This window comes from Arcticibacter sp. MXS-1, from assembly GCF_041902385.1.
GTDB lineage: Bacteria > Bacteroidota > Bacteroidia > Sphingobacteriales > Sphingobacteriaceae > Arcticibacter.
In genome coordinates, this window is the sequence record NZ_CP169244.1 from 1,738,984 (window position 1) to 1,759,099 (window position 20,116).

At 43.4% G+C, this 20,116-nt stretch carries 21 protein-coding genes; 19 read left to right on the plus strand and 2 right to left on the minus strand.

The window, feature by feature from the left end; all coding sequences use genetic code 11:
- The first annotated feature begins 7 nt into the window (after window positions 1-7).
- From ACES2C_RS07470 to ACES2C_RS07485, 4 genes are all read left to right on the plus strand, one after another.
- Window positions 8-982 (plus strand): lipopolysaccharide biosynthesis protein, encoded by a 975-nt coding sequence (locus ACES2C_RS07470; RefSeq protein WP_374166352.1) that lies wholly within the window; start codon window positions 8-10, stop codon window positions 980-982.
- A gap of 66 nt (window positions 983-1,048) precedes the next feature.
- Window positions 1,049-2,005 carry a hypothetical protein gene (locus ACES2C_RS07475; protein ID WP_374166353.1) on the plus strand — a complete coding sequence of 319 codons (957 nt, stop codon included), beginning with the start codon at window positions 1,049-1,051 and terminating at the stop codon, window positions 2,003-2,005.
- Window positions 1,981-2,757 carry a glycosyltransferase family 2 protein gene (locus tag ACES2C_RS07480; RefSeq protein WP_374166354.1) on the plus strand — a complete coding sequence of 259 codons (777 nt, stop codon included), beginning with the start codon at window positions 1,981-1,983 and terminating at the stop codon, window positions 2,755-2,757. The genes ACES2C_RS07475 and ACES2C_RS07480 overlap by 25 nt, the downstream gene beginning before the upstream one ends.
- Window positions 2,758-2,767: 10 nt before the next feature.
- A complete protein-coding gene (locus ACES2C_RS07485; protein ID WP_374166355.1) occupies window positions 2,768-3,889 on the plus strand; it encodes a glycosyltransferase in 1,122 nt (373 codons plus the stop codon).
- A gap of 174 nt (window positions 3,890-4,063) precedes the next feature.
- On the opposite strand, the gene ACES2C_RS07490 is transcribed toward ACES2C_RS07485, so the two are convergent.
- Window positions 4,064-4,414 carry a hypothetical protein gene (locus ACES2C_RS07490; RefSeq protein WP_374166356.1) on the minus strand — a complete coding sequence of 117 codons (351 nt, stop codon included), beginning with the start codon at window positions 4,412-4,414 and terminating at the stop codon, window positions 4,064-4,066.
- Window positions 4,415-4,450: 36 nt separating this feature from the next.
- Between ACES2C_RS07490 and ACES2C_RS07495 the strand changes: the two genes are divergently transcribed.
- From ACES2C_RS07495 to ACES2C_RS07520, 6 genes are all read left to right on the plus strand, one after another.
- Window positions 4,451-5,389: a lipid II flippase MurJ gene (locus ACES2C_RS07495; protein WP_374166357.1), complete on the plus strand. Its 939-nt coding sequence runs from the start codon at window positions 4,451-4,453 to the stop codon at window positions 5,387-5,389.
- Between the two features lie 78 nt (window positions 5,390-5,467).
- Window positions 5,468-6,457, plus strand: coding sequence for a glycosyltransferase family 4 protein (locus ACES2C_RS07500; RefSeq protein WP_374166358.1), 990 nt, complete (start codon window positions 5,468-5,470; stop codon window positions 6,455-6,457).
- Between the two features lie 31 nt (window positions 6,458-6,488).
- Complete coding sequence (locus tag ACES2C_RS07505) at window positions 6,489-7,580, plus strand: glycosyltransferase family 4 protein (RefSeq protein WP_374166359.1); 1,092 nt, start codon at window positions 6,489-6,491, stop codon at window positions 7,578-7,580.
- A gap of 301 nt (window positions 7,581-7,881) precedes the next feature.
- The gene (locus ACES2C_RS07510; RefSeq protein ID WP_374166923.1) at window positions 7,882-8,637 is read left to right on the plus strand and encodes an EpsG family protein; all 756 of its coding nucleotides are present in this window, start codon (window positions 7,882-7,884) and stop codon (window positions 8,635-8,637) included.
- 22 nt (window positions 8,638-8,659) lie between these two features.
- Window positions 8,660-9,448: a glycosyltransferase family 2 protein gene (locus tag ACES2C_RS07515; RefSeq protein WP_374166360.1), complete on the plus strand. Its 789-nt coding sequence runs from the start codon at window positions 8,660-8,662 to the stop codon at window positions 9,446-9,448.
- 58 nt (window positions 9,449-9,506) lie between these two features.
- On the plus strand, window positions 9,507-10,652 hold the full coding sequence (locus ACES2C_RS07520) for a glycosyltransferase (RefSeq protein WP_374166361.1): 1,146 nt from the start codon (window positions 9,507-9,509) through the stop codon (window positions 10,650-10,652).
- Between the two features lie 41 nt (window positions 10,653-10,693).
- Here the strand turns inward: ACES2C_RS07520 and ACES2C_RS07525 are convergent, their stop codons facing one another.
- Window positions 10,694-11,515, minus strand: coding sequence for an FkbM family methyltransferase (locus tag ACES2C_RS07525; RefSeq protein WP_374166362.1), 822 nt, complete (start codon window positions 11,513-11,515; stop codon window positions 10,694-10,696).
- A 514-nt stretch (window positions 11,516-12,029) separates the two neighbouring features.
- On the opposite strand from ACES2C_RS07525, the gene ACES2C_RS07530 reads away from it, so the two are divergent.
- The 9 genes from ACES2C_RS07530 to ACES2C_RS07570 all read left to right on the plus strand — a co-directional run bounded on the left by ACES2C_RS07530 (window position 12,030) and on the right by ACES2C_RS07570 (window position 20,038).
- Complete coding sequence (locus ACES2C_RS07530; RefSeq protein WP_374166363.1) at window positions 12,030-12,212, plus strand: helix-turn-helix domain-containing protein; 183 nt, start codon at window positions 12,030-12,032, stop codon at window positions 12,210-12,212.
- Window positions 12,213-12,727: 515 nt separating this feature from the next.
- Window positions 12,728-13,618, plus strand: coding sequence for a hypothetical protein (locus tag ACES2C_RS07535; RefSeq protein ID WP_374166364.1), 891 nt, complete (start codon window positions 12,728-12,730; stop codon window positions 13,616-13,618).
- A 52-nt stretch (window positions 13,619-13,670) separates the two neighbouring features.
- Entirely contained in the window at window positions 13,671-14,501 is an 831-nt protein-coding gene (locus ACES2C_RS07540) for a hypothetical protein (protein ID WP_374166365.1), read from the plus strand.
- Between the two features lie 453 nt (window positions 14,502-14,954).
- Window positions 14,955-15,500 carry a hypothetical protein gene (locus ACES2C_RS07545; RefSeq protein ID WP_374166366.1) on the plus strand — a complete coding sequence of 182 codons (546 nt, stop codon included), beginning with the start codon at window positions 14,955-14,957 and terminating at the stop codon, window positions 15,498-15,500.
- Window positions 15,501-15,520: 20 nt separating this feature from the next.
- Entirely contained in the window at window positions 15,521-15,997 is a 477-nt protein-coding gene (locus ACES2C_RS07550) for a hypothetical protein (RefSeq protein WP_374166367.1), read from the plus strand.
- Between the two features lie 3 nt (window positions 15,998-16,000).
- Window positions 16,001-16,627 (plus strand): NADAR family protein, encoded by a 627-nt coding sequence (locus ACES2C_RS07555; RefSeq protein WP_374166368.1) that lies wholly within the window; start codon window positions 16,001-16,003, stop codon window positions 16,625-16,627.
- 569 nt (window positions 16,628-17,196) lie between these two features.
- On the plus strand, window positions 17,197-18,672 hold the full coding sequence (locus ACES2C_RS07560) for a GntR family transcriptional regulator (RefSeq protein ID WP_374166369.1): 1,476 nt from the start codon (window positions 17,197-17,199) through the stop codon (window positions 18,670-18,672).
- A 35-nt stretch (window positions 18,673-18,707) separates the two neighbouring features.
- The gene (locus ACES2C_RS07565) at window positions 18,708-18,965 is read left to right on the plus strand and encodes a helix-turn-helix domain-containing protein (RefSeq protein WP_374166370.1); all 258 of its coding nucleotides are present in this window, start codon (window positions 18,708-18,710) and stop codon (window positions 18,963-18,965) included.
- 428 nt (window positions 18,966-19,393) lie between these two features.
- On the plus strand, window positions 19,394-20,038 hold the full coding sequence (locus ACES2C_RS07570) for a DUF6266 family protein (RefSeq protein ID WP_374166371.1): 645 nt from the start codon (window positions 19,394-19,396) through the stop codon (window positions 20,036-20,038).
- Window positions 20,039-20,116 lie beyond the last annotated feature (78 nt).

Genomic DNA, 20,116 nt, shown 5'->3' on the forward strand with positions numbered 1-20,116 from the left:
GGGGGGGATGGGCGTCATTTATGCCGCTTTTCAAAAACCGTCTTATACAGCCACAACCACGTTCGTATTGGAGGGGAGTGAGACTGGGGGAGGATTAAGCCAGTATTCAGGGTTGGCGTCCTTGGTTGGTATCGACATTGCCAGTCACGGTGGTGGTATTTTTCAAGGAGATAATATACTGGAACTGTATAAGTCGAGAAGAATGCTTGAAAAGACGTTGTTGACCTCCGTATTAGTAGGTGGAAAATATCAAACTTTAATGGAGCGTTATATAGAGTTTAATAAACTCAGAATAATGTGGACGGACCGCCCTCTCTTGCAAAGGCTACGTTTTGTTGAGAGGCCGGCGCGGAGATCTTCGACAAGCGAAGTTCGGTCTGACGAAGAGCAAAGGCTGAAAGACAGCGTTTTAGGCAAAGCTGTTGAGGATATTAGCAAAAACTACCTAAATGTCACAAAGCCTGATAAGAAGTTGAGTATAATTAAGGTTGACATTAAGTCAACAGATGAAGAGTTCGCTAAAACATTCAATGAAGAACTAGTAAGAAATGTAAACGAGTTTTATATTCAAACAAGAACGAGAAAGTCGCTGAACAATATAGCAATTTTACAAGGGAAAGCAGATTCTGTAAGGGCAATTATGAATCGCTCTATTTACTCAGCTGCGGCAGTGGTAGACGCAACTCCTAATATGAACCCTACTAAGCAGAGGCAAAGAAATGTTCCTCTCCAACGCGCCCAGTTTTCTGCTGAAGCGAATAAGGCAATCTTAAGCAATTTGGTACAAAGTCTTGAGCTAGCAAAGATAAGTTTATTAAAGGAGACACCTTTAATTCAAATGGTGGATGCTCCCGTATATCCTTTGAAGAGAGAGAAGTTCGGAAAATTGAAAGGCCTTATTCTGGGCACAATTTTTTTGAGCTGTTTGACTTGTTTCTTTTTCCTTGTAAAACGCCTCTATGTTCTGACCATGAATGAATAGCTAAGAAATTTGGTTCGGACCGTACTGGTATTTCCCTGCTTTTATGTCGATATAAATACTATTTAGATGAAAATAAACCTAGTATCATTTTTGGACCCTATCAAATATCGCGGAGGTGGAGAAATGGTAACAAAAGCTATAATTGACGTGGGCTTAGAAAGGGGACACGATATTAAAGTCTCTTCGGTTAGGCCAAATAGAATTGACGAACATAGTGAACCCGATCTAGTTTTCTTAGTCGATGTGTTTAATAACGCGCACTCTCTAGCCTCTCTTGGCGCATGGAGAGCTTTTGGGAGCAATTATTTGCGAAGAGCAATCCGGCGAGCTCCGTTTATTCACTTGACCAATGCATACGCTGATGTCTGTAACCTGCCATATTTGCCATGTAGTGGCAATAGTGCTCTCCTCTGCCCGATAAAGGGCGATTCGTCATTGTTAGATAAGTTGGTCACTAAGGACTTTTCAAATCGGTGTTTCTCCGCTAATGATCTCGTGCGTGAGTTGTATGAGCAATCCATTCTTAATATTTATGTCTCTCCTCTACATAAAACCATATCGGAAAAGGTATTGGGTCTGGAGGGAAGGGATAGTTTTATTTTGAAGCCCTTGATTGACACATCGCGCTTTTATAATATGAACTTACAAAGAGATATTGAGTATCTTTTTGTAGGTATTATCGGAGAAGCTAAAGGCTTCTACGAGATGCGGAGAAGGTTTAAAGGGGAAGATATTCACTTAATCGGAAAGGTAGCTCCTGGCATCAAACTGGATTTTGGTGTTCACCATGGTCATGTCACTTACGACCGGGTACCTTCGTTTATGAATCGAGCGAAAAACTTTGTCTTTTTGCCCCGATGGCCGGAGCCCCAAGGACGTGTTGTAGTGGAAGCCTCGTTATGTGGTTGTCACGTTATCGGTAACGAGAATGTCGGTGCCTTATCATTCCCGATGGATCTGTCTAACGCCAGAAATTATCAAGGGGTGGAAGAAGAATTATGGTTAAAAATAGAAAGTATATAAATGGGACAAAAAAATTAAGTATTATCATTCCGGTGCTCCATTTTTCACGACCTCTTAACAAGAAGAGATTCTTTATGCCGAAGCAAACTATCACTGAAACCCTTAGAGATATAAAGAAGAATGTCGTTGCGGATTACGAAGTAATCGTAGTTTGTAACGGGACAGACAGTAAGCTTCATGAATATATTATTAATAATCCTGACATCGATCGTTATTGTATCAATAGCGTAAACGTTGGAGTCGCTCGATCCTGGAATATTGGCGCGCAGCTCGCCGAGGGTGAAGTGCTTTGTTATCTCAACGATGATGTTTCAGTTGGTGCTGGGTCCCTGGAGGGTCTTACTGCTCAACTTTTAGCTTCCGATCAAATCGGGGAAATTGGACCGGCGGGTTCTTACTGGAGAAACTGTCAACATTATTCCTTTGTCGAGGAATCTAACGATTTGGTTGAAGCAGATGTTGTCTCTGGCTTTTGTTTTTTGCTAAGGGCATCGACGTTTCATGCGGTCGGTGGTTTTGACATTGCTTACACTCCTGCCGGCTTTGAAGAAATCGACTTGTCATACAAGATTAGGCAAAAAGGGTTGAAGTGTGTCGTGAATCAGGCGGTGAATATTAGGCATTATCATCACCATGGCGTAAGTGCTCAGAAAGTGGACATTCATTATCTTGGTTCAGTAATCAGCACAGATGAGTTGCATGAACGTAACAAGGCTTATTTCCGCCAAAAGTGGCAAGGTGTTTTCGCATAGCTTTTTTTAGATGAGGATAGTTGTTTTTGCATCTCTTACAGAGGACACGACGGCCAATTATATAATTCGAGCGCTAAAAAGATGTGAACATTTAGTTTATGTTTTTTCAGATATTACTAATCCCTTAACGGATTATCTAATTGAGGGGACCGCTGATGCTGCTACATTATGTGACAGATTATTCCCAGATCCAGACTTGTTCTTTTTTATAGAGGGAGGATCAATGCAGGTTTTTCCTACGGGACTAGAAAAGTTAAAGTGTATCACTGCATTTTATGGCATTGATACTCATATGGACTACATGAAGCACGTTGCTATTACTAAGGTGTTCGATGTGAACTTCGTGGCCCAGTACGAGTTTGTTGAGCGCCTTCAGTCAAATGGAGCAAAGCAGGTATATTGGTTGCCGCTTGCCTTTGAACCTAAAGCAACGGGCTTTGCGTCTAGAGATCGGGACCTCCTTATATCTTACGTCGGTTCTGACAATGCAAAAATGCATAAAGAACGCCATGCACTTATAGAGGCGATAACAGAAAGGTTTCCATCCACTTACTTCGGTAGAGCTAAGCCCCGTGAGATGAGTGAGATATATGCGCGCTCGCTTTTGGTATTTAACAAGAGTGTTAATAACGATGTCAACATGCGTTACTTTGAAGCGATGGGCGAGGGAGCGGTTCTCTTAACGGATCCGATAAGAAATAACGGCTTGGAGTCTTTATTTGTAGAGGGGGAGCATTATATCGTTTACAGAGATAAGGAGCACCTCCTTGAAATTATAGAGAGCTTAAGTAAAGATAGGGATAGGATAAAAAGTATCGGTCAAAACGCGGAGAAGCATATTTTAGCCTATCATACTTATGACCATCGAGCAAAGGACATCTGCGAAACCATATTGTTATCTAGAAAGGTGACTCATGTTAATCAGATGCATTATTTAGAAGTATTTATCGCTCTAAACTTAATACCGCAAGCGTTAAGATCTTTCAAGCTAGTATTAAAATCTCTAAACGTCAGTCAATTTAATAGTTTACTCGTCAATCTAATTATTCTAGTTCTAAATTTTACGTCGGCGGTCGTTATGAGTTTACTATACTTCAAGGCTATGCTCCGGAAGTATCGTTGGGGCAAATAGCAAGAGTGAAATGAGGCATGATTTAATATCCCGATTTAGTAAGCTTTTCTTTCTTTCGGTAATATGCTACGTCATTGGCTTTTTAGGCCAAATGGTCACATCGTATTACTTTGGGACAAACAAGTCTCTCGATATTTACTTTACGATACTAGCCACTGCTAGCTTCCTCCTGTTTTATATAAGCCCAATCAAGGATTCTCTCGTAAAAATAGTGTATGATGCCAGTTTTGACAGTAAAACAAGAGCATCAAAGATATTCTCGGCTGGATTAATAATACAGGTCGTATTAGCTGTTTTAAGTACAATATTGTTTATATCAAGGCCGTTTTTATCAATATTGGAAAAAACTGGAAGCGGCGTCTTCAGGAACGAATTGGTCTTTCTTTTTGCGCCATATTTCTTGTTATTTGCAATTGCGGAGACCTCTAATGGTCTACTACTAAGTTTTAATAAGTTAATGTACCAGGCCTTTGCTCGTCTAATTTCTTCGATTGTTGGCCTCATCTGCGTTTTTTTCTCGCCCACGACTATGGTATCTACTCTTTGATTTTAAGCCTGCAAGTGTCCCAGTTAGTCACAGCTGTATTTTCGTTATGGGGGTTAAATAGAAGTGGTATAAAGCTGGTGTGGGCTGCTCCAAGGCATGTCATCAATGCCTCCGAGTTTTGGCCGATCCTCTCTTCTTTATTGGTGAGCTATTTTTTGGCACAAATATACGTGTTGGTAGAACGGGCAACAATGGTTCGCATGGCCTCGGGCCTAGTCGCCTCTTTTCAGTATAGTATTGCCCTAGTGAATATAGGGATAAGCATAATTGTGCAGCCGATCAACAATCTTGTCTGGCCAAAGTTTCTCGAAGAGAATGCATCCAACGATAGATCGAGCACCATACGGACAACAGAAAATGCAATCGTTATGGTGGTTTTAATTTTGCTAGTCGGTTGTGTTTTTGTGTACAGTAACGCGTATGAGATAATAACGCTCATCTATTCGAGAGGAAACTTCGATCAAAAGTCAGTTTATTCTACGGGAGATGCATTGAGGGCGACAATTTTTACTGCGATTCCAATTGGAATCTATGGTATTTTAACGAGGGTCCTTATCACACGAGGACACGGTCGACAACTTGCCTTGGCTGCCTCTTCTATTGCTATTGTTGGGATAGGAGTTATCGTCTTAGCATTTTTTACGCAGAGTAAGAGATTAATAATGTATCACTGGTTTTTAGGAAATACATTTGGAGCTGTCCTTTCCTTTGTAGCAGTAAAGAAGCATTTTAAGGAACTGTTTTTTTTAAAACGCTATCCGTCATCTTTTGCAATTAAAGTCCTTTGTATACTTGGAATTGCAACTTTTCTAAGTTCTTCAAATATTTTCGCCAATATTTGTAGCCCATTGATTTCGCTGATTATCAGGTTTATCGTTTATTCATGTACTTGTGCCGTGCTCGCTTTTTCTTTAAAAATTTACGATGTGTTTAAATTAAATGGTCATGGATAGAGAGAGAGGCTTAGAATTCTATTTATCGTCCCACGCTACGGTAGTATAAAGAGGGGAGTTGAAAGTTTTGCGAAGGATTTGATTAGCCGCCTGGATAAAAGCAAGTTTGAACTCTTCCTTTTATCTGACTTGAAAGAAGGAGAATGTCGAAATTTTCGTTCCTTAAATAGCAAACTCATTCGTAGGGAGCAGGTGGAGTTTATAGATAGGCTTCCTAAATTTGTACGCCGAGCTTTTAATTATCTTAATGTTGGGGGATCGGCTGATATCGAGGCGTACACTTTGTATTGCTTTTGTAAAAACAAGTACAAACGGCTTTCATTTGACATTGCAGTTCCCTTAGGAGGTTACTGGACTTACAAGCTGGCGCGGCAACTGTCAGAGAAGGTAGTGAGCATAGGTGCTTCAGGTCCCGTAAAAAGTTGGCTGGCCCAGAGCGACTATTTCGTTGCTTTAACGTCCGTTGATTTATTAAAATCAAAAGCAATGTTTGGAAGTCTACCAAGTAAGATTATCCCGAACGGTGTGGATAGTGATAAATTCAGAATTGTGCAGAAATCGGAAAGGCGGAAAGTCTTATGTGTCGCTGCTCTTGTCGAAGACAAGAGACATAGGCACTTATTGGACGCTATTTCTCTTTTACCGGAAAGCGTAGAGCTGTTGTGTATTGGTGCTGGGCCGCTAGAACAGGAGTTGATCAAACACCCCCTGGCAAGAGCCGGCCGTGTTACATTCAAGTCCGTGCCTTACGAGGAGATTCCAGCTGTCTATGAAGATGCTGATGTTTTCACTTTGGCGTCTTTAAATGAGGCGTTTGGTATTGTCTTTATCGAGGCAATGTCTGCGGGGCTTCCTGTAGTGGCCCATGACGGGCCAAGGCAGCGAGATGTGATTGGCGAGGTTGGCATTTTCTGTGATACAAGCGATGCAAAGGTTTACGCAGAAGCCCTTAGGTTTGCATTGTCCCGGCCGAAGAGCGAAGAAGTCAGGAACTCTATCGATAAGAGATATTCTTGGGAGAGTGTAGTAACCGAATACACAAAGCTATTCGAACAGATCGTTTCTTAGCTTCTTTTGAATGATATAAATACTGCGTTATATGACCGTAGCTATCGATACTAAAAATTTGGCCCTCTTTACAGGAGGGATCTCTGCGTTTGTCAAACCTTTGATTCGGCGTTGGTTGGAAGAGAGGCCTGATCTCTCCTTTGTCTTAGTTGGTCCGGATATGGATGTTGATTGGTTACAGGGCTTGAGCAACTTTAAAATTAAGCGGGTAAGTTGGCCGACAATCTTTCCAAGACAGCTTAGGCATCCTCTATACGACTTGATACTTTTTCCCTACGCTCTAAGACAATTAAAGCCTAATTTCATTTTTACTCCTTACCACGACGTGTTGCTTCCCAAAGGAGTTCCTGCTGTTATGATGATCCATGATACTTGCATATTGGAGCTTCGTGACATTTATCCTAAACCGATATACCTATATTATAATAAGATGCTAAGGGTAAATCTCAAGCGGGCGAAGAATGTACTTACAGTTTCAAATGCAAGCAAGATTGCTATAATAAAGCATTATCAGGTTGACGAGAACGTCATTCAGATCGTTCCCAATTCGCTTGATCTCCCGGGTGAAATTCGACGTTCTTATCAAGGTGAGGCCAAAGATAGTTTATCTATAAATTTGTTTTATGCAGGTGGTGCCGATTACAGAAAGAATATAAAGAACTTAGTTAAGGCCGTCAACGAGCTAGGTAAGATGGGATATGAAGTGTCCCTAAAAGTAACCGGGAGTTTCAATCGTTACTGGGAAAGGGAGTTGGAGGGCGTAGATTCTAGCACTGTGTCTAAATTGAATTTTTTAGGGTTTCTAAGTACAACCGAGCTCCAGAAAGAGTATGCCGAAGCTGATGTCGTGGTATACCCCAGCTTGTGCGAAGGCTTTGGACGAGTTTGCCTGGAGGCAATGGCAGTAGGAGCCGCACTTGCATGTTCTGACCTTGCTGTTTTGAAGGAAGTATCAGGAGACTACGCAGTTTATTTCGATCCTTTAAACGTAAAGGATATTGCCGAAAAAATAGTTGTAGCGAAAAATCGGGGACGCCAGCAACCCGTATTGAAGGACGAGTATAAGGTCAGTCGTGTTACAGAGCTATTCGTCGAGACAATGGATCGATTTATACACCTTTAACCTTACTCACTTTGATATCGGACGTGTATATTCATTTATACTTGGTATTTTTTTTAGTTGTTGCCGTTATAGCAATCTTTTCAAAAGATAATAGCCGGTACGCTTATTACTCTTGCGTCTTGATATTGCTATTTATTATTTCATTGAAGCCGGTGGGGGCTTACCCGGACGACTTTAGCTATATGCAATTGTTGGATTTCTTTAGGACGGGTAATTTACCGGAGGAGAACGCACATCGTGACTATTTGTATTATTACTTAGCTGATTTTTTTATTTCCTCTTCGGGAACAAGGCTGCACTAATTTTAATTTCTCTCTTTAGTGTCTCGATAAAGTGTTTTGTTATAGGCAAAATGTCCAAATACTCTCTTACAGTGCTACTGGTCTATACGGCTTTTTCTATTCAACTTATCGATTTGACGGCATTGAGGACTTCATTATCTACGGCGTTTATTTTTCTATCTATATATTTTTACAGCAAAAGAAGCTATGGCTCTTCACTCCTTTTCTATATTTCTTCCTTCTTAAGCCACATCCAAACAGTGTTGATTCTCCCATTGTTTTTCTTATTACATCGTGCTTTTTATAAATATCGGTATGCAATAATGATTGGTGCCGTCATTTTTGGTCTTTTTAAACTGTTCCCACTTAGCGAATTCACCACCACTGGATATGCTCCTTTAGATCTGTATTTGACGCAATTGAACGAAGGCCTAGATGAGCAAATAAACCTGCTTAGGTTTTCTACTTCTGGTGCTTTATTTCTGATTATGTGGATAGATTATCGCAACAAGATTAGAACGGATTGGTACAAGCGAGTATTTTTAGCGGCTCTTTTGTCGCAACTAAGCATCTTCTTGTTTTACTGGTTCCCAGTGATGGGAGGTAGACTTTCTGACCTTCTTCTGTCATTTTTGATTGTTTATTTTGCTTTGTCACTCCGGAATATAACTGTTTATCAAAAGATTGCGGTGATTTTCGTTGCATTTATGATAAACGTAAATTATATGTATGTCAATCCTCTGTTTATGCGAGATGGGAACCCACTTTTGCCCTGAGTCTCACTTATAGGTTTTTGCGATGATATCGGTCATAATACCAGTTTATAACGGAGAAGAAACGATAGTTAGGGCCGTCGTTTCTGTCCTTTCTCAAACAAACCAAGACTTCGAGCTAGTAGTGGTAAATGACGGCTCAATTGATGGTACGGAGCAAGTATTAAAAGAACTTATCAAATCACTTGCGCCTGACATCTCCTCAAAAATTAGATATTTCTATAAAGAGAATTCTGGCCCCTCTGATTCTAGGAATTTCGGTATTACTAGGAGCAATGGCTCTTATATTGCTTTTTTAGACGCTGATGATGAGTGGATCGAAGACAAGTTGGCTGTCCAGATAAAGCTATTTGAAAAGTATCCGAAGGTAGCCTTGATAGGGGCAGACTTATTCTTCGGAACTAGGGTGAATCGGATTAGAACGAGAATAGTTCCGATTCGAAAACTGCTTTTTAAGAACTACTTTACCACCTCGACAGTAATAGCTCGGTCTAGTGTTTTTAGGAAGTATGTTTTCAACAAAAAGCAAAAATACTCAGAAGATTATAGATTATGGCTAGAGATATGTTGTGAATTTAAGTGTATGCACGTCCGCTATCCAGTAGCAAAACATCAAAAAAGAAAGCACTTATTTGGCGATAGTGGATTGTCAGCACAATTGAATAAAATGGAGTTTGGAGAGTTGAGCAACTACTTTGATCTTTTTAAAGCTGATAAAATTAGTTGGTACTTATGGCTATTGGCAAGTATTTATTCTATTATTAAATATTGCCGGCGTATTCTCTTGACAAGATGTCGGAAATTAGTAGGCTAAGTATTTTTTTTAACTTGCCTACAATCTATTTGAAACCTCCTTAAGAAGCATTATACAAGTGAAGATTTTGCACATTACACCGGACTTTAACTTCGCAAGTAAGTTCGTAAAGCCTGTCTGTTTAGAACAAGTAAACATGGGCCACCGCGTCGTTGTCATTAGCACAGTTGCGTTTTATTTGAACCATAGTTCCGCTCCTAGCTTATTTAGCTCGTTTTGTAGGGATTCCTCAAAACTCAGACTAGAACTGCTCGATTTGCGTGTGAGGCAGTTCCCGTTACGAATTATATCGTCTTATTTTAGATATGTTAAATTTTTGAGAAAAGAGAGTTTCGATCTAATCATATTTCACACGACAATAGACACGATGCTCCCCTTGGTTTTTGCTAAGTTTTTTGCCAGAGCCAATACCGTATATTTTAATCATGGGGTGCCATCTTTGGGGTACACAGGAGCATTAAAATCTCTTTTAGCTTTAATAGAGAAGTTGAATATTCGGCTAGCGGATAACGTTTTCACTATTGGTCCAGGAATGTCAGGCGCACTGAAAAAGATTGTACCTTCTGCTAGTCCTGAATTCGTCGCTCCCGGATCTGCATGTGGCGTAAAGTTGTTGACGAGCGACTTCTCTGCTTTGCAACAACTTCGTGAAGGCGTTAAAGAGCGTCTTGGCTTTTCAGAATACAGGGGAGTTGTTATTTATGTTGGAAGGCCTGTGAAAAGAAAGGGCCTATTTGATTTGATAAGATCGTGGCGAGTAGTTAACGACAAGAAGGAGTATTGCTTGCTATTAGTAGGGCCATCAACTGACGATTTTAAAGAAAAGGATTTAGGAGCATGGAACATAAGGGCAATAGGCTATGTGCAGGATGTTCGAGATTACTATCTATGTGCAGACGTTTTATGCGTGCCCTCGTACCATGAGGGCTTGGGTTATACCTATCTAGAGGCGGCTGCCGCAGGCTGCGTGCCGATTTCTTCAAATATTCCTGGCCCTACCGATTTCATAGCTGAGGGCGTCTCTGGCTTAACTGTAATTCCTGGCGACATTAATCAAATTGCTAACTCAATAAGATGTCTTTTAGAAAATGACACGTACAGACTTACCTTGTCAGAGGGTGCATTCAAAAAGATATTGTGCTATGATCAGAACCAAATAGCTAGAGGGGTGGCAGAAAGACTTATCGCGGCCTCCTTTAAGTAAGTTTTAGGGCAGCAATGAACAAGAGTTCCGGACGGACCTTTTCAATAACCCTCTAAAGTATTGCCGGCTGTTGGTTGAAAGTTGACCCGACTTCTTATAGAAGACGATTCCTTTATAAAAAGAAGATCTGTCTGAAAAGCAACATCATGTGTGTTCCTTTGAATGTCGCAGATATCAAACAAGACAAAGCCCTTTTCTTTAAGAAAGAGAATTACGTCTGCAAATTGGGGCGCGTTTTCATTGTAGTTTAGCATGCTAACTTCTAATAAAACGAATTCACAAGTTTCTAAAACCGCTCCTGCTCCTGCAAGTACGTCAAGTTCTGCTCCTTGCACGTCTATTTTTAAGAAGCATTTCTTACTTATCGTATGTTTTTTTGTTGCCACTAGGTCCAAAGTAGTCATATCTAGATGCACCTTTCGGCGGCTATGACTAGTGTTTTCCTGGTATATACTTGAGCCTGTCTCCATTTCATAAAAACTAACCTCCTTCTGCTGAGTTTGGCCAAGTAGGCACGATTCAAAACTAACATTTTTATGCTCTTGACATATTTCTTCTAGAATTGGTTTTTTCGAGGTCTGAGCTTCTATCATTAAAAAATACGAGTTGGGGAATATATCTAATACGTTTTTTGTCCACTCCCCTTGGTACGCTCCAATGTCAATAACTACCTCCGGTATAAACCCCAACTCCTTGAGAATTCTGACGTGATAGAACATATTAAAGGTCGGTGCTTGATCATATCCCAAGGATAACGCTACTGCCTTGTTTATTCTATGCCTTATTTTTTTCGGTAGCTTATTTAATGCCCTTTTTACATATTCTTTTAATATGTTTTTTTTTGATGGGGTCGTTGGCTTCATGTTAACAGTTGATTTAGGATTGTCTAGACAAAATTGATTAGAGAACGAAACTATCAAAAAAAGTATTTAAAACAATTTTCATTTTGTTACAAAATATAAATATTCTTTCAAAGAAGAATCTTTTTGCAAAAAAAAACTTTTTTTACTAAAACGAGTTTTAAAAGGAGAAGAGAGACTTGTTGCTTGACAGTCGATCAAAACTCCCGCCACAAGAGCGGCGGTCACACACCTAGCAATCTCTTTAAAGGCACTCTTATCACGAGATCTTCCAACGTTCAGTAAGAAACGGTGTTCCTTGTGTAATCGGAAATTAACAATGTCAAATTTCGGAAAATAAGGATGTACAGAAAACGGAAAATAAGAATGTACAAAATTCGGTAAATCGGAAAATAAGGATGCATGATGAATTCTGATTGGGGCATGCTCCCAATCAGAAAAACGCCACTTTCGCGGCAGATTTAACTTTTAATTAACTGCCCAAAGATGGACAAAAAAACCATTTAGTAATTGGATCATGTATAATCAAATCAAAAAAATGCACGCAGAAGGGTCCACCTTCTCACAAATTGCTTCATTCCTGGGCCTGGACCGCAGAACGGTAAAGAAGTACTACCGGATGGAGATCAATTGTATGACAGCTTTCTTAGCGGAAAAGAGGAGCGCAGTAAGTTGCTGTCCCCCTATGAAGGATCCGTGAAGGAGAAGCTGGCTGTAATTTGTCTTTACCTTATTTCTTTTTACAGGTCGTTTCATATTTCATTGTAATGGTAGTACCGCTACTGCTAGATGTAACGGTTGTATTGCCGCTTTTTAAGTACGCATTCAATGTCTGCTCACTCCATCCGCAGTTCTCTGTCGTCATCGTAAATACGGAGGGGGCCGAGGTTCCTATTATGCTTGTTTCTTTCATTGTGCACTCTACGCAATATTCTTTTCCGTCTGCGTCATCCTTACTACAGCCAACAGCAATCAATAAAATCGATAAAGGCAGGAAAATAAGTGTTAGGTTTCTTTTCATTATACGAATAAGATTTGATTTAACGGTAATACGCTGACATGTGCAGGAAGTTGCAGTCCCGTCATCCTGCCGAATGTTAACCCTAGAATAAAATCTGCACGCGTGAGACTTTTCTTAATCCGGCGCGTATAACAAGTTGAAATGAGTGTCTACCCCGTGAGCACTCCAATATTTAACTAATTCTCTTATCAAAAATGAAAAAAGTACAGGTCTTATCGGTATTAATTGTTCTATTCCTATTCTCCTGTAAAAAGCAGGATTCAACCGGCGAACCGACGCCCGAGCAATATGATATTCAGTTTAATGTCTCCGGTTTCTCCCAGGAAATCTCTGATATCTCTTCTACGAAGCCGATGGCCTCAACAAGTTCTGCCGGAGACTACGTGAGCTATATCTACTATTACATCTATAATGAAAAAGGAAACCTTGTAAAATCGGGAAAACACGAAGATAAATATAGCAAAGACTTTAGCTATCCACAGGAGAAGCTTACAAACGGGCAGTATACCATCGTTTTAGTAGCTTCAACTGCTCGTCTTACCTCATTCGAATGGGACACTCTTTGGAGTTTATCCTTTGGTCCCTATGACAAGTCGCAGCCCTTTGGCGACACGTTTGCAAGATCACTCACTTTCGAGGTCAATGGACGAAGCGGACAGTTTGATGTGCGACTCGAGAGGGTCACTGCGAAGCTGGAGTTAACTATCAACGACAAGTTACCCGCTGACCTGACGAGTTTCACGCTTAGTTACCCCTCAAATGCCTATTTCTCTGCACTAGGCAACTTTGGCGCAGTCCGCTCGTACCTGTTTTCACATACGATCACGCAGGAGGATCGGAATTCCTGGTATCGGTGGCAAACTTTTGTTATGCCGGAGACAGGCAGTTCATCGGTCGCTGGCGACGTTATCATTAAAGGATATAACAGCAATCAGCAGCTTATCGTCACAAAGACTATAAAAGGCGTAACGTTCACGAAAAATAAGAAAACTACGTTGACCGGAAACCTGAATAGTGATGCTTATATGACCTTTTACTCAGGGGTCGACACGAGCTATACTGGAACGATAAAGTATGGCTTTTAGCAGGAACTTGCCTCTGTAGCCCTTTTAGACAATGTGCCTTTAACTTGATACGATGCATCTCTTTTTAAAAAACCTGATCCCCCGGCTTAAACAGTATAGCACGGAGCTCAGCCGGATAGAACAGCTGGTTGATAAAACCTGGCTTCACACCGACGACTACAACAATTTAATTAGTTATCGTTTCCTACGCGACGGTACGTTACTGATTACCAACAACGGGATCGTTGAGGAAGGAACCTTTGTGTACCTGCCGCCCGATTCGCTTTATCTCAAATTCGGCGAGGAGAAACGCATGTTTTCACAGAACTTCATCATTAACGGCATCCTGGTGCTCCAGATTCAGTCGCGCACCGAGACCCCCTTTATTTTGTATGACCCGAAGGTGGTTCTGGACGGCGATGTGCAGGGATACTTAAAGTCTCTTTTTCTGCAGCGACAGGGGCTCGATCTGCTCGATAAGACGCAAAATTTTTATATTGAGCGCTTCAATAAGCTATATGACAACATCGGGAAGACCGTTTATGACGAAAACTTTGAGCCCGTATCCGCCGCATCGATATCGTTGCCCAGCAGATATATCGAGGTGGTTGGCGGTGTGGTGAAAAAGGAGTTGTTCAAAACCTTTCTGCAATCGGAGGATGGCATCCTGGAGGTAAGATCGTATGATCGATATACAATAGCGGAAGGAGACCTCGTATTCGTTGACAACCAGCCCGCTGAAGGATCGTTCAGGTTTAAAGGGCACGCTGACTTTAAGAGGATTGATGTAATGGGAGGTGTGATAACGTCAATTAAACAGAACTGGGATTTAGCAATCGCAGTGTCCCTTTTGATTGCAACTGTGATCGTCGTTGTAGCTCTATATGCTTTGTTAGGTCATTGAAGGAGATAGGCACTGTGTAAGGATCGGGCCGTTTCCTCTTGATTTATATTTTAAGGTAATAGGTCTGTTAGAAAATACAATATCTTCTAGTGTTTCTTTGGCCAGATTGGTTGCCTGCTTTCTGGCATTTTCCATCCACCGTCTTAAGGTATCATTAAGTATGTTGTAGTTTTGGTCTTCGCAGGCTTTCGAAAAGTCACCTTGCTGACCACGGCGGGCGAAGTCGGACGGTTTCGGGGCTCTGTTGTATTCGGAAGAATTGTTCCTGTAGACGGGTAATAAGCGCTTGGGCGTGGGGTTGCCTGATAGTAAGTATTGACGGATGGATAGCTCTGTGTACCACCGCTGGAAGCCGGAATGGAATAGCCGGTATAGGCGGAGCTCTGGTACGTGTTGTTTGTGTCGCTAAGATCATTAGTAGCGCCGTTGATATAATAGTATATTTGGGCGACTATGGAAGCCAAAGCGCAACAGATCGCCGATATCCTTGCTGACTATGAAAATAATCGGATGACGGCCGAACATGTGCTGGACTGGGTTGCGCAGTTCGACGAAGGCGACCAGGAATTTATCCTTGACGAACTCACGGTCATCTTTAAGGAGACCTATTTCTCGAAGATGAAATGTAAATCCCTGATCAACCTGTTTCTGACGAAATTGGCCGAGCAATTACAATATGCTGATGTGGTCGCCATGCTCCGGGACACCGTGTTTCTGGACGTTCAGCCTGAACATAAAAGCCAGAAAGAATTGCTTGCGTTATTAGATGAGATCTTGCAGGAAACTTATGGGCTGACCAGAGTGGATTGCGGTCAGTTCGCAAGACATTACCTTTACCTGGACGATGTCTTATCTACCGGGAATAAGGCTTGCACCGACCTGCAGCATTGGTTAAAAGCAGCAAATGAGATTGCCGCCGATCAAACAAACTTCGACTACTTAAAAGCGAACAACATTAAACTGACGGTCTGCGTGTTTGCGCCCATGTCTGGGGATTGAAAAATGTACAATTCCGTCTTATGCAGGACGTCAGTGCTGACACCGAAAAGTATATTCGTTACCGCTACATTTATGGCATCGAGAACAACGTCAAGACTTTTAACGCGGCGTTGAATAATATGGTACCCATTGATCATCAGCTTCCTGAAGCCGCCAACTATTTGGGCACATTGACCGAAGCTAGTTTGAACGCCGACCGCGCATACCGCAAACCGGCCCAGCCCGGTAAGTACGAAAAGCTATTTACGTCAGCGGCTAACCGGGACCGCTTAGAGACCATCTTTTTAAAGAAAGGCATCGATATTTTAAACCGGGTACAGGTTTTGAACGTAAAACAACTCAGGCCCCTGGGATATACGATCAAATCTCATAAAACATTTGGCCTGGGAACACTATTCTTTACTTACCGGAACATTCCGAATAACTGCCCAATCATATTTTGGTGGGGAAACAATAATTGGCGACCCTTATTCGTACTAAAGAACAGAGGTAAATAAAAAATGCAAGAAAATAGCAGGAACAGGATATACAAGCGTAAAGACAGTGTGGTCTTTAGTAAAACGGATGGACCGTTCGGCGGCCTTTCCAATATGGCTCCCGGATTTCCGCTGCTCATCAACGGACATTTGCTGGCTAACAGCGAAGTGCTGTACCAAGCTATGCGTTATCCATTGTTCCCCGACATTCAGGAAGAGATTATTTCTCAGAACAGCCCGATGACGGCCAAGATGATCAGTAAGAAACATCTGGCCAAGACTCGCCAGGATTGGAACGAGATCAGGGTCAGGGTCATGCGCTGGTGCCTGGAGGTCAAATTATCTCAAAATTGGGAAAAGTTCGGTGAGCTACTGCGGAGCACCGGCGATAAACACATCGTCGAATATTCCACTAAAGATCCTTTCTGGGGCGCCAGTGAGAGTGGTGAAGCCCAGTTAGCCGGGACAAACGCCTTGGGACGCCTGTTAATGGACCTGCGTAACAAGTTCGTATATATAAACCAAAAACCGGAACGCGTGCCACCTCCGCCCATCACCGGCTTTCTCTTATATGGCTTTGAAATTGAAACGATCTGCGAGGAACCCTATTTCTCGCCCGACCATCCCGTACAACCGCTTGTATATGCGTGAAGTCAAGCTAATCTGGGCTATATCAACAGCTTTGATGTTGGCGTGAAAAGAGCGATCAATGCACGATTTTAGTACGCTGACAGACAAAATTGTCGACAAAATAATAGCCGACGATCCCACCGCAACCGTAACTAATAACCTTTCACTGTTTTAGAACCTGGAGGTTCGAAGGCATATATTGCCGCCCTTTCTGCGTTTTGATTACAAGTTCGGGCTTATCCTGTAATCTACGGTATTCGGTAAAAAAATCTGCGATCAAAGCCGTCGATGACAAAGCCAGGGAGGAAGTTCACTACTTCATTTATGAACTGCAACTGTCGCCTTCTGCCGCTAATCCAAAGTTCCGCGCCCATCAGGAAAGATTGCGCAAATCAAAGGGCTTAAAACTCGACCGAAAAACTAATCATTTCGAGGCCACCATAAGGGACTCGTCTTCTCCTACCAGAATCGAAATTTGTCGTCCACCAGCACGGTTCTTCTTCTCTCTGCTGTATAATTACATAATAAAGTAACCAATAAGCCAGCGTTTTCAAACGCCTATGGCATTTCTTAAACAAATTATGACCTAAATGTCAAGAAAGAAAACACTCAGTGACTGGAATGTGGAAGAACCCTTATTCCTGCCTTATCAATCCGGAAAATCAAAAAAGGTTGAATTGATCCAAAAATTTCGTGAAGCGATTGACAGTTATCAGCTTCGGCCTGGATCGAAGTTGCCCTCCGTATCAGACCTGGAGGATTCCCTCGGGGTTAGCAAAGACTGCGTGCTCGGCATCATCAGAACGCTTACCGCCGAAGGTTATGTCGAGACGCGCGAACGCAGCGCCATCTACGTCGCTTTTCCGCCCTCTCCAGGTGCGCACCGGCGGTATTCAATGACCGGGGAAGCACCTTATTCTGTTCGTTCCGTCGATACGCCGGAGGGGAAGATGAAATTACAGGTAAGGCATTCCACCATTCGCCTTGATCTCGACAGTCCTGTTCCGCCTTCTAAGCTCTTGTCAAAGCAGATGCTCGAGTTCCGGCATGTGCCGTATCACCAGTACCCCGGGGATGTCATCAAAAGTATGGAAAGCCTTCTGGACGCCTTGCTTGGGACGCTTCCCCGTCGGCGTGGCCTGATCCTCCATCCCTCGCAGGCAGTCATCATCCGGGGGGCGTACAATGCGCTCTTTGAAGTGCTTCTGCTGCTCGATGACCGCTCAGACAAATGCGTTTTCGTTGCTCACTCGGCGGATAGGAGAATTTACAATACCGTGCAGCAGGCCGGTCTGCGGGCCTGTGCGGTCGACCTCGAAAGCGGCCCGGCAGGCTACGCCGGACTGCTGGTGAAGGCTCATGCGGGAGCGGTGCTGGCCCTGATCCTCGAACCGAGATGCAGCTATGGTACCGGCGTCGCTTTGTCTGAGGCGAACCGAAACATCATACTCGATCTGGCCGATGAGTGCCGTTTTCCGGTGATCGAAATTGACTATGATCATGAATATGCTTTTGCTCCCTTCAGGCCCCTCTTTGCAGACGACCAGAAGAACGTGATCTATATCAGCTGCATCAGCAAGATGGATCATACCCTGTTCGATATGAAACTGGTGTGCGGCCCCGTTAATCTCGTCAATTCTCTTCGGAGCTTGCAACACAGCCTCAGCCTTGCCGAAGATCTGCACCTTCAGGCTATTAAAGCCCTGATATCGCAGCCTCTGACGTGCGACCTTGCACTTGGGGAGGCAAAAAGACTGCGCGAGGTCCGCAGCGAGGTGGTGAGGAAGCTGAAGCAGTCGCTCGGCCCGGCTGTAGAGATTATCGTGCCGAAGGCCGGACCATGTATCTTCCTGCACTTTCCTGTTTCTACGGATACCGCCCTGATGAAATTGAGACTGGGTTCTCTCAACATTCAGATCCCGCAGGCCCTGTCATACCAGTGGCAGAACCGCCATGTCAGGATCCTGAGGCTCAGTCTCACCTGCCTGTCCCAGTCGCAGGCCAGTACGGTGGCCAATCATATTTCTTCTGCTTTCCTGGAAGCCGTCAAAAGACTCCCTGCCTGAATCTCTATAATCAACACTTTTTAATTTTTTAAACCATGAAAATGTTTCTAAGAATTGCCAGAAGCGCTTTCGAATCCGTGAGGCTTCTTGGGTCGATCCTCTCCGAGCTGAAAAGCCACCCGGCTCAGAGCGCTGACGATGTATGGCTCGACAGTATGCAGGTTGCACGGCTTCTGCAGGTATCAGAACGCACCGTTTACCGCTACAAGCTGCGCGGCATCCTGAAGGCGGTGCGGGTAGGAGGAAAAGACTTCTACCGGAAGTCGGATATCTTCCCGCTGCTCCCCGGTTAGTGAAAAAGGGAGCACAGGGCTCCCTTCCCTGAGGCTTCCGCGTGACTGGTGCGAGACTTCTGCGGCCGCCCGTTTATCTTTTTACAGCCCGGCACCGGCGCCGCTCCGAATTTTCTCCGGGTGGCTTCGGAGCCGGATTGGAGCGGCACCGGAGCAACGTAATAGAAACGACGTCCAGGAGGCGAACCTGTCTGCCGGCATTTCCGAACTGGTTTTAGGAAGCAGGACCTGGAAGCTGGGTTGAGCCCCAGTTTTTACCCTGACAAATCCGGACAATTACGGACAAATCCGGACAATTGCGGACACAAGACTCTGAAAGTTAGTTTGTTGTGTTTTTGCTCTCTATGTTTGTTCTGTCAGTCAGCATTACCGGTAAAAAAGCAAATCTGGCACGAACAGAATTTTTAACAATTTAAAATTTAAACAAAATGGGAGAAATTAGAACAGGAGCCAACGGAGGCTTCTCAGGAAAAGCGGGGAGCGTAATCGGCTCCAAATGGCGCGGCATCAGCTACATTCGTGGCTTAGCCCGCTCGATCAACAGAAAATCAACACAGGCCCAGGTGGAGCAGCGTCAGCGGTTCGCTTTGATGGTAGCATTTCTGGCTCCGCTGAAAGGTCTGCTTGAGCAAAGCTTCGGCAATCAGGATACCACCAGGGCTACGCCCTACAACCTGGCCTTGCACTACAATCTGAACCATGCCATCACGGGCTCTTCCCCTAACCTCAAGATCGATTTCAGTAAGATCGTGCTCAGCAAGGGCGGCGTCGGCATGGCTGCCGGCGTCCAGATCGTGTCGAATAGCACGGGGATCGTGCAAGTGACCTGGGAGCCGTATTCAAACCCCATCACGCTTTACGGCAGTGACCAGGTTTATGTGGTGCTATACAATGTAAATCGTTCTTTGCATGTTCTCAGTTTAGGCGAGGCGAAGCGCAGTACAGGTAAGGTGGAGATCGCGGTGCCCCCGAGTTTCAGCGGGGAGACCGTTGAGGCCATGCTCTTCTTTGGCGATGAGCATGGCACGAAGTTCAGCCGTACCGAGTATGTCGGTTCGGTTCTGGTCTTCTAACACGGCCTGCAGACAGAAAGCGGGGCTGGCACTGGCCGGCCCTGCTTTCTATCTTTCTTTTTTTATACGATTAATCTT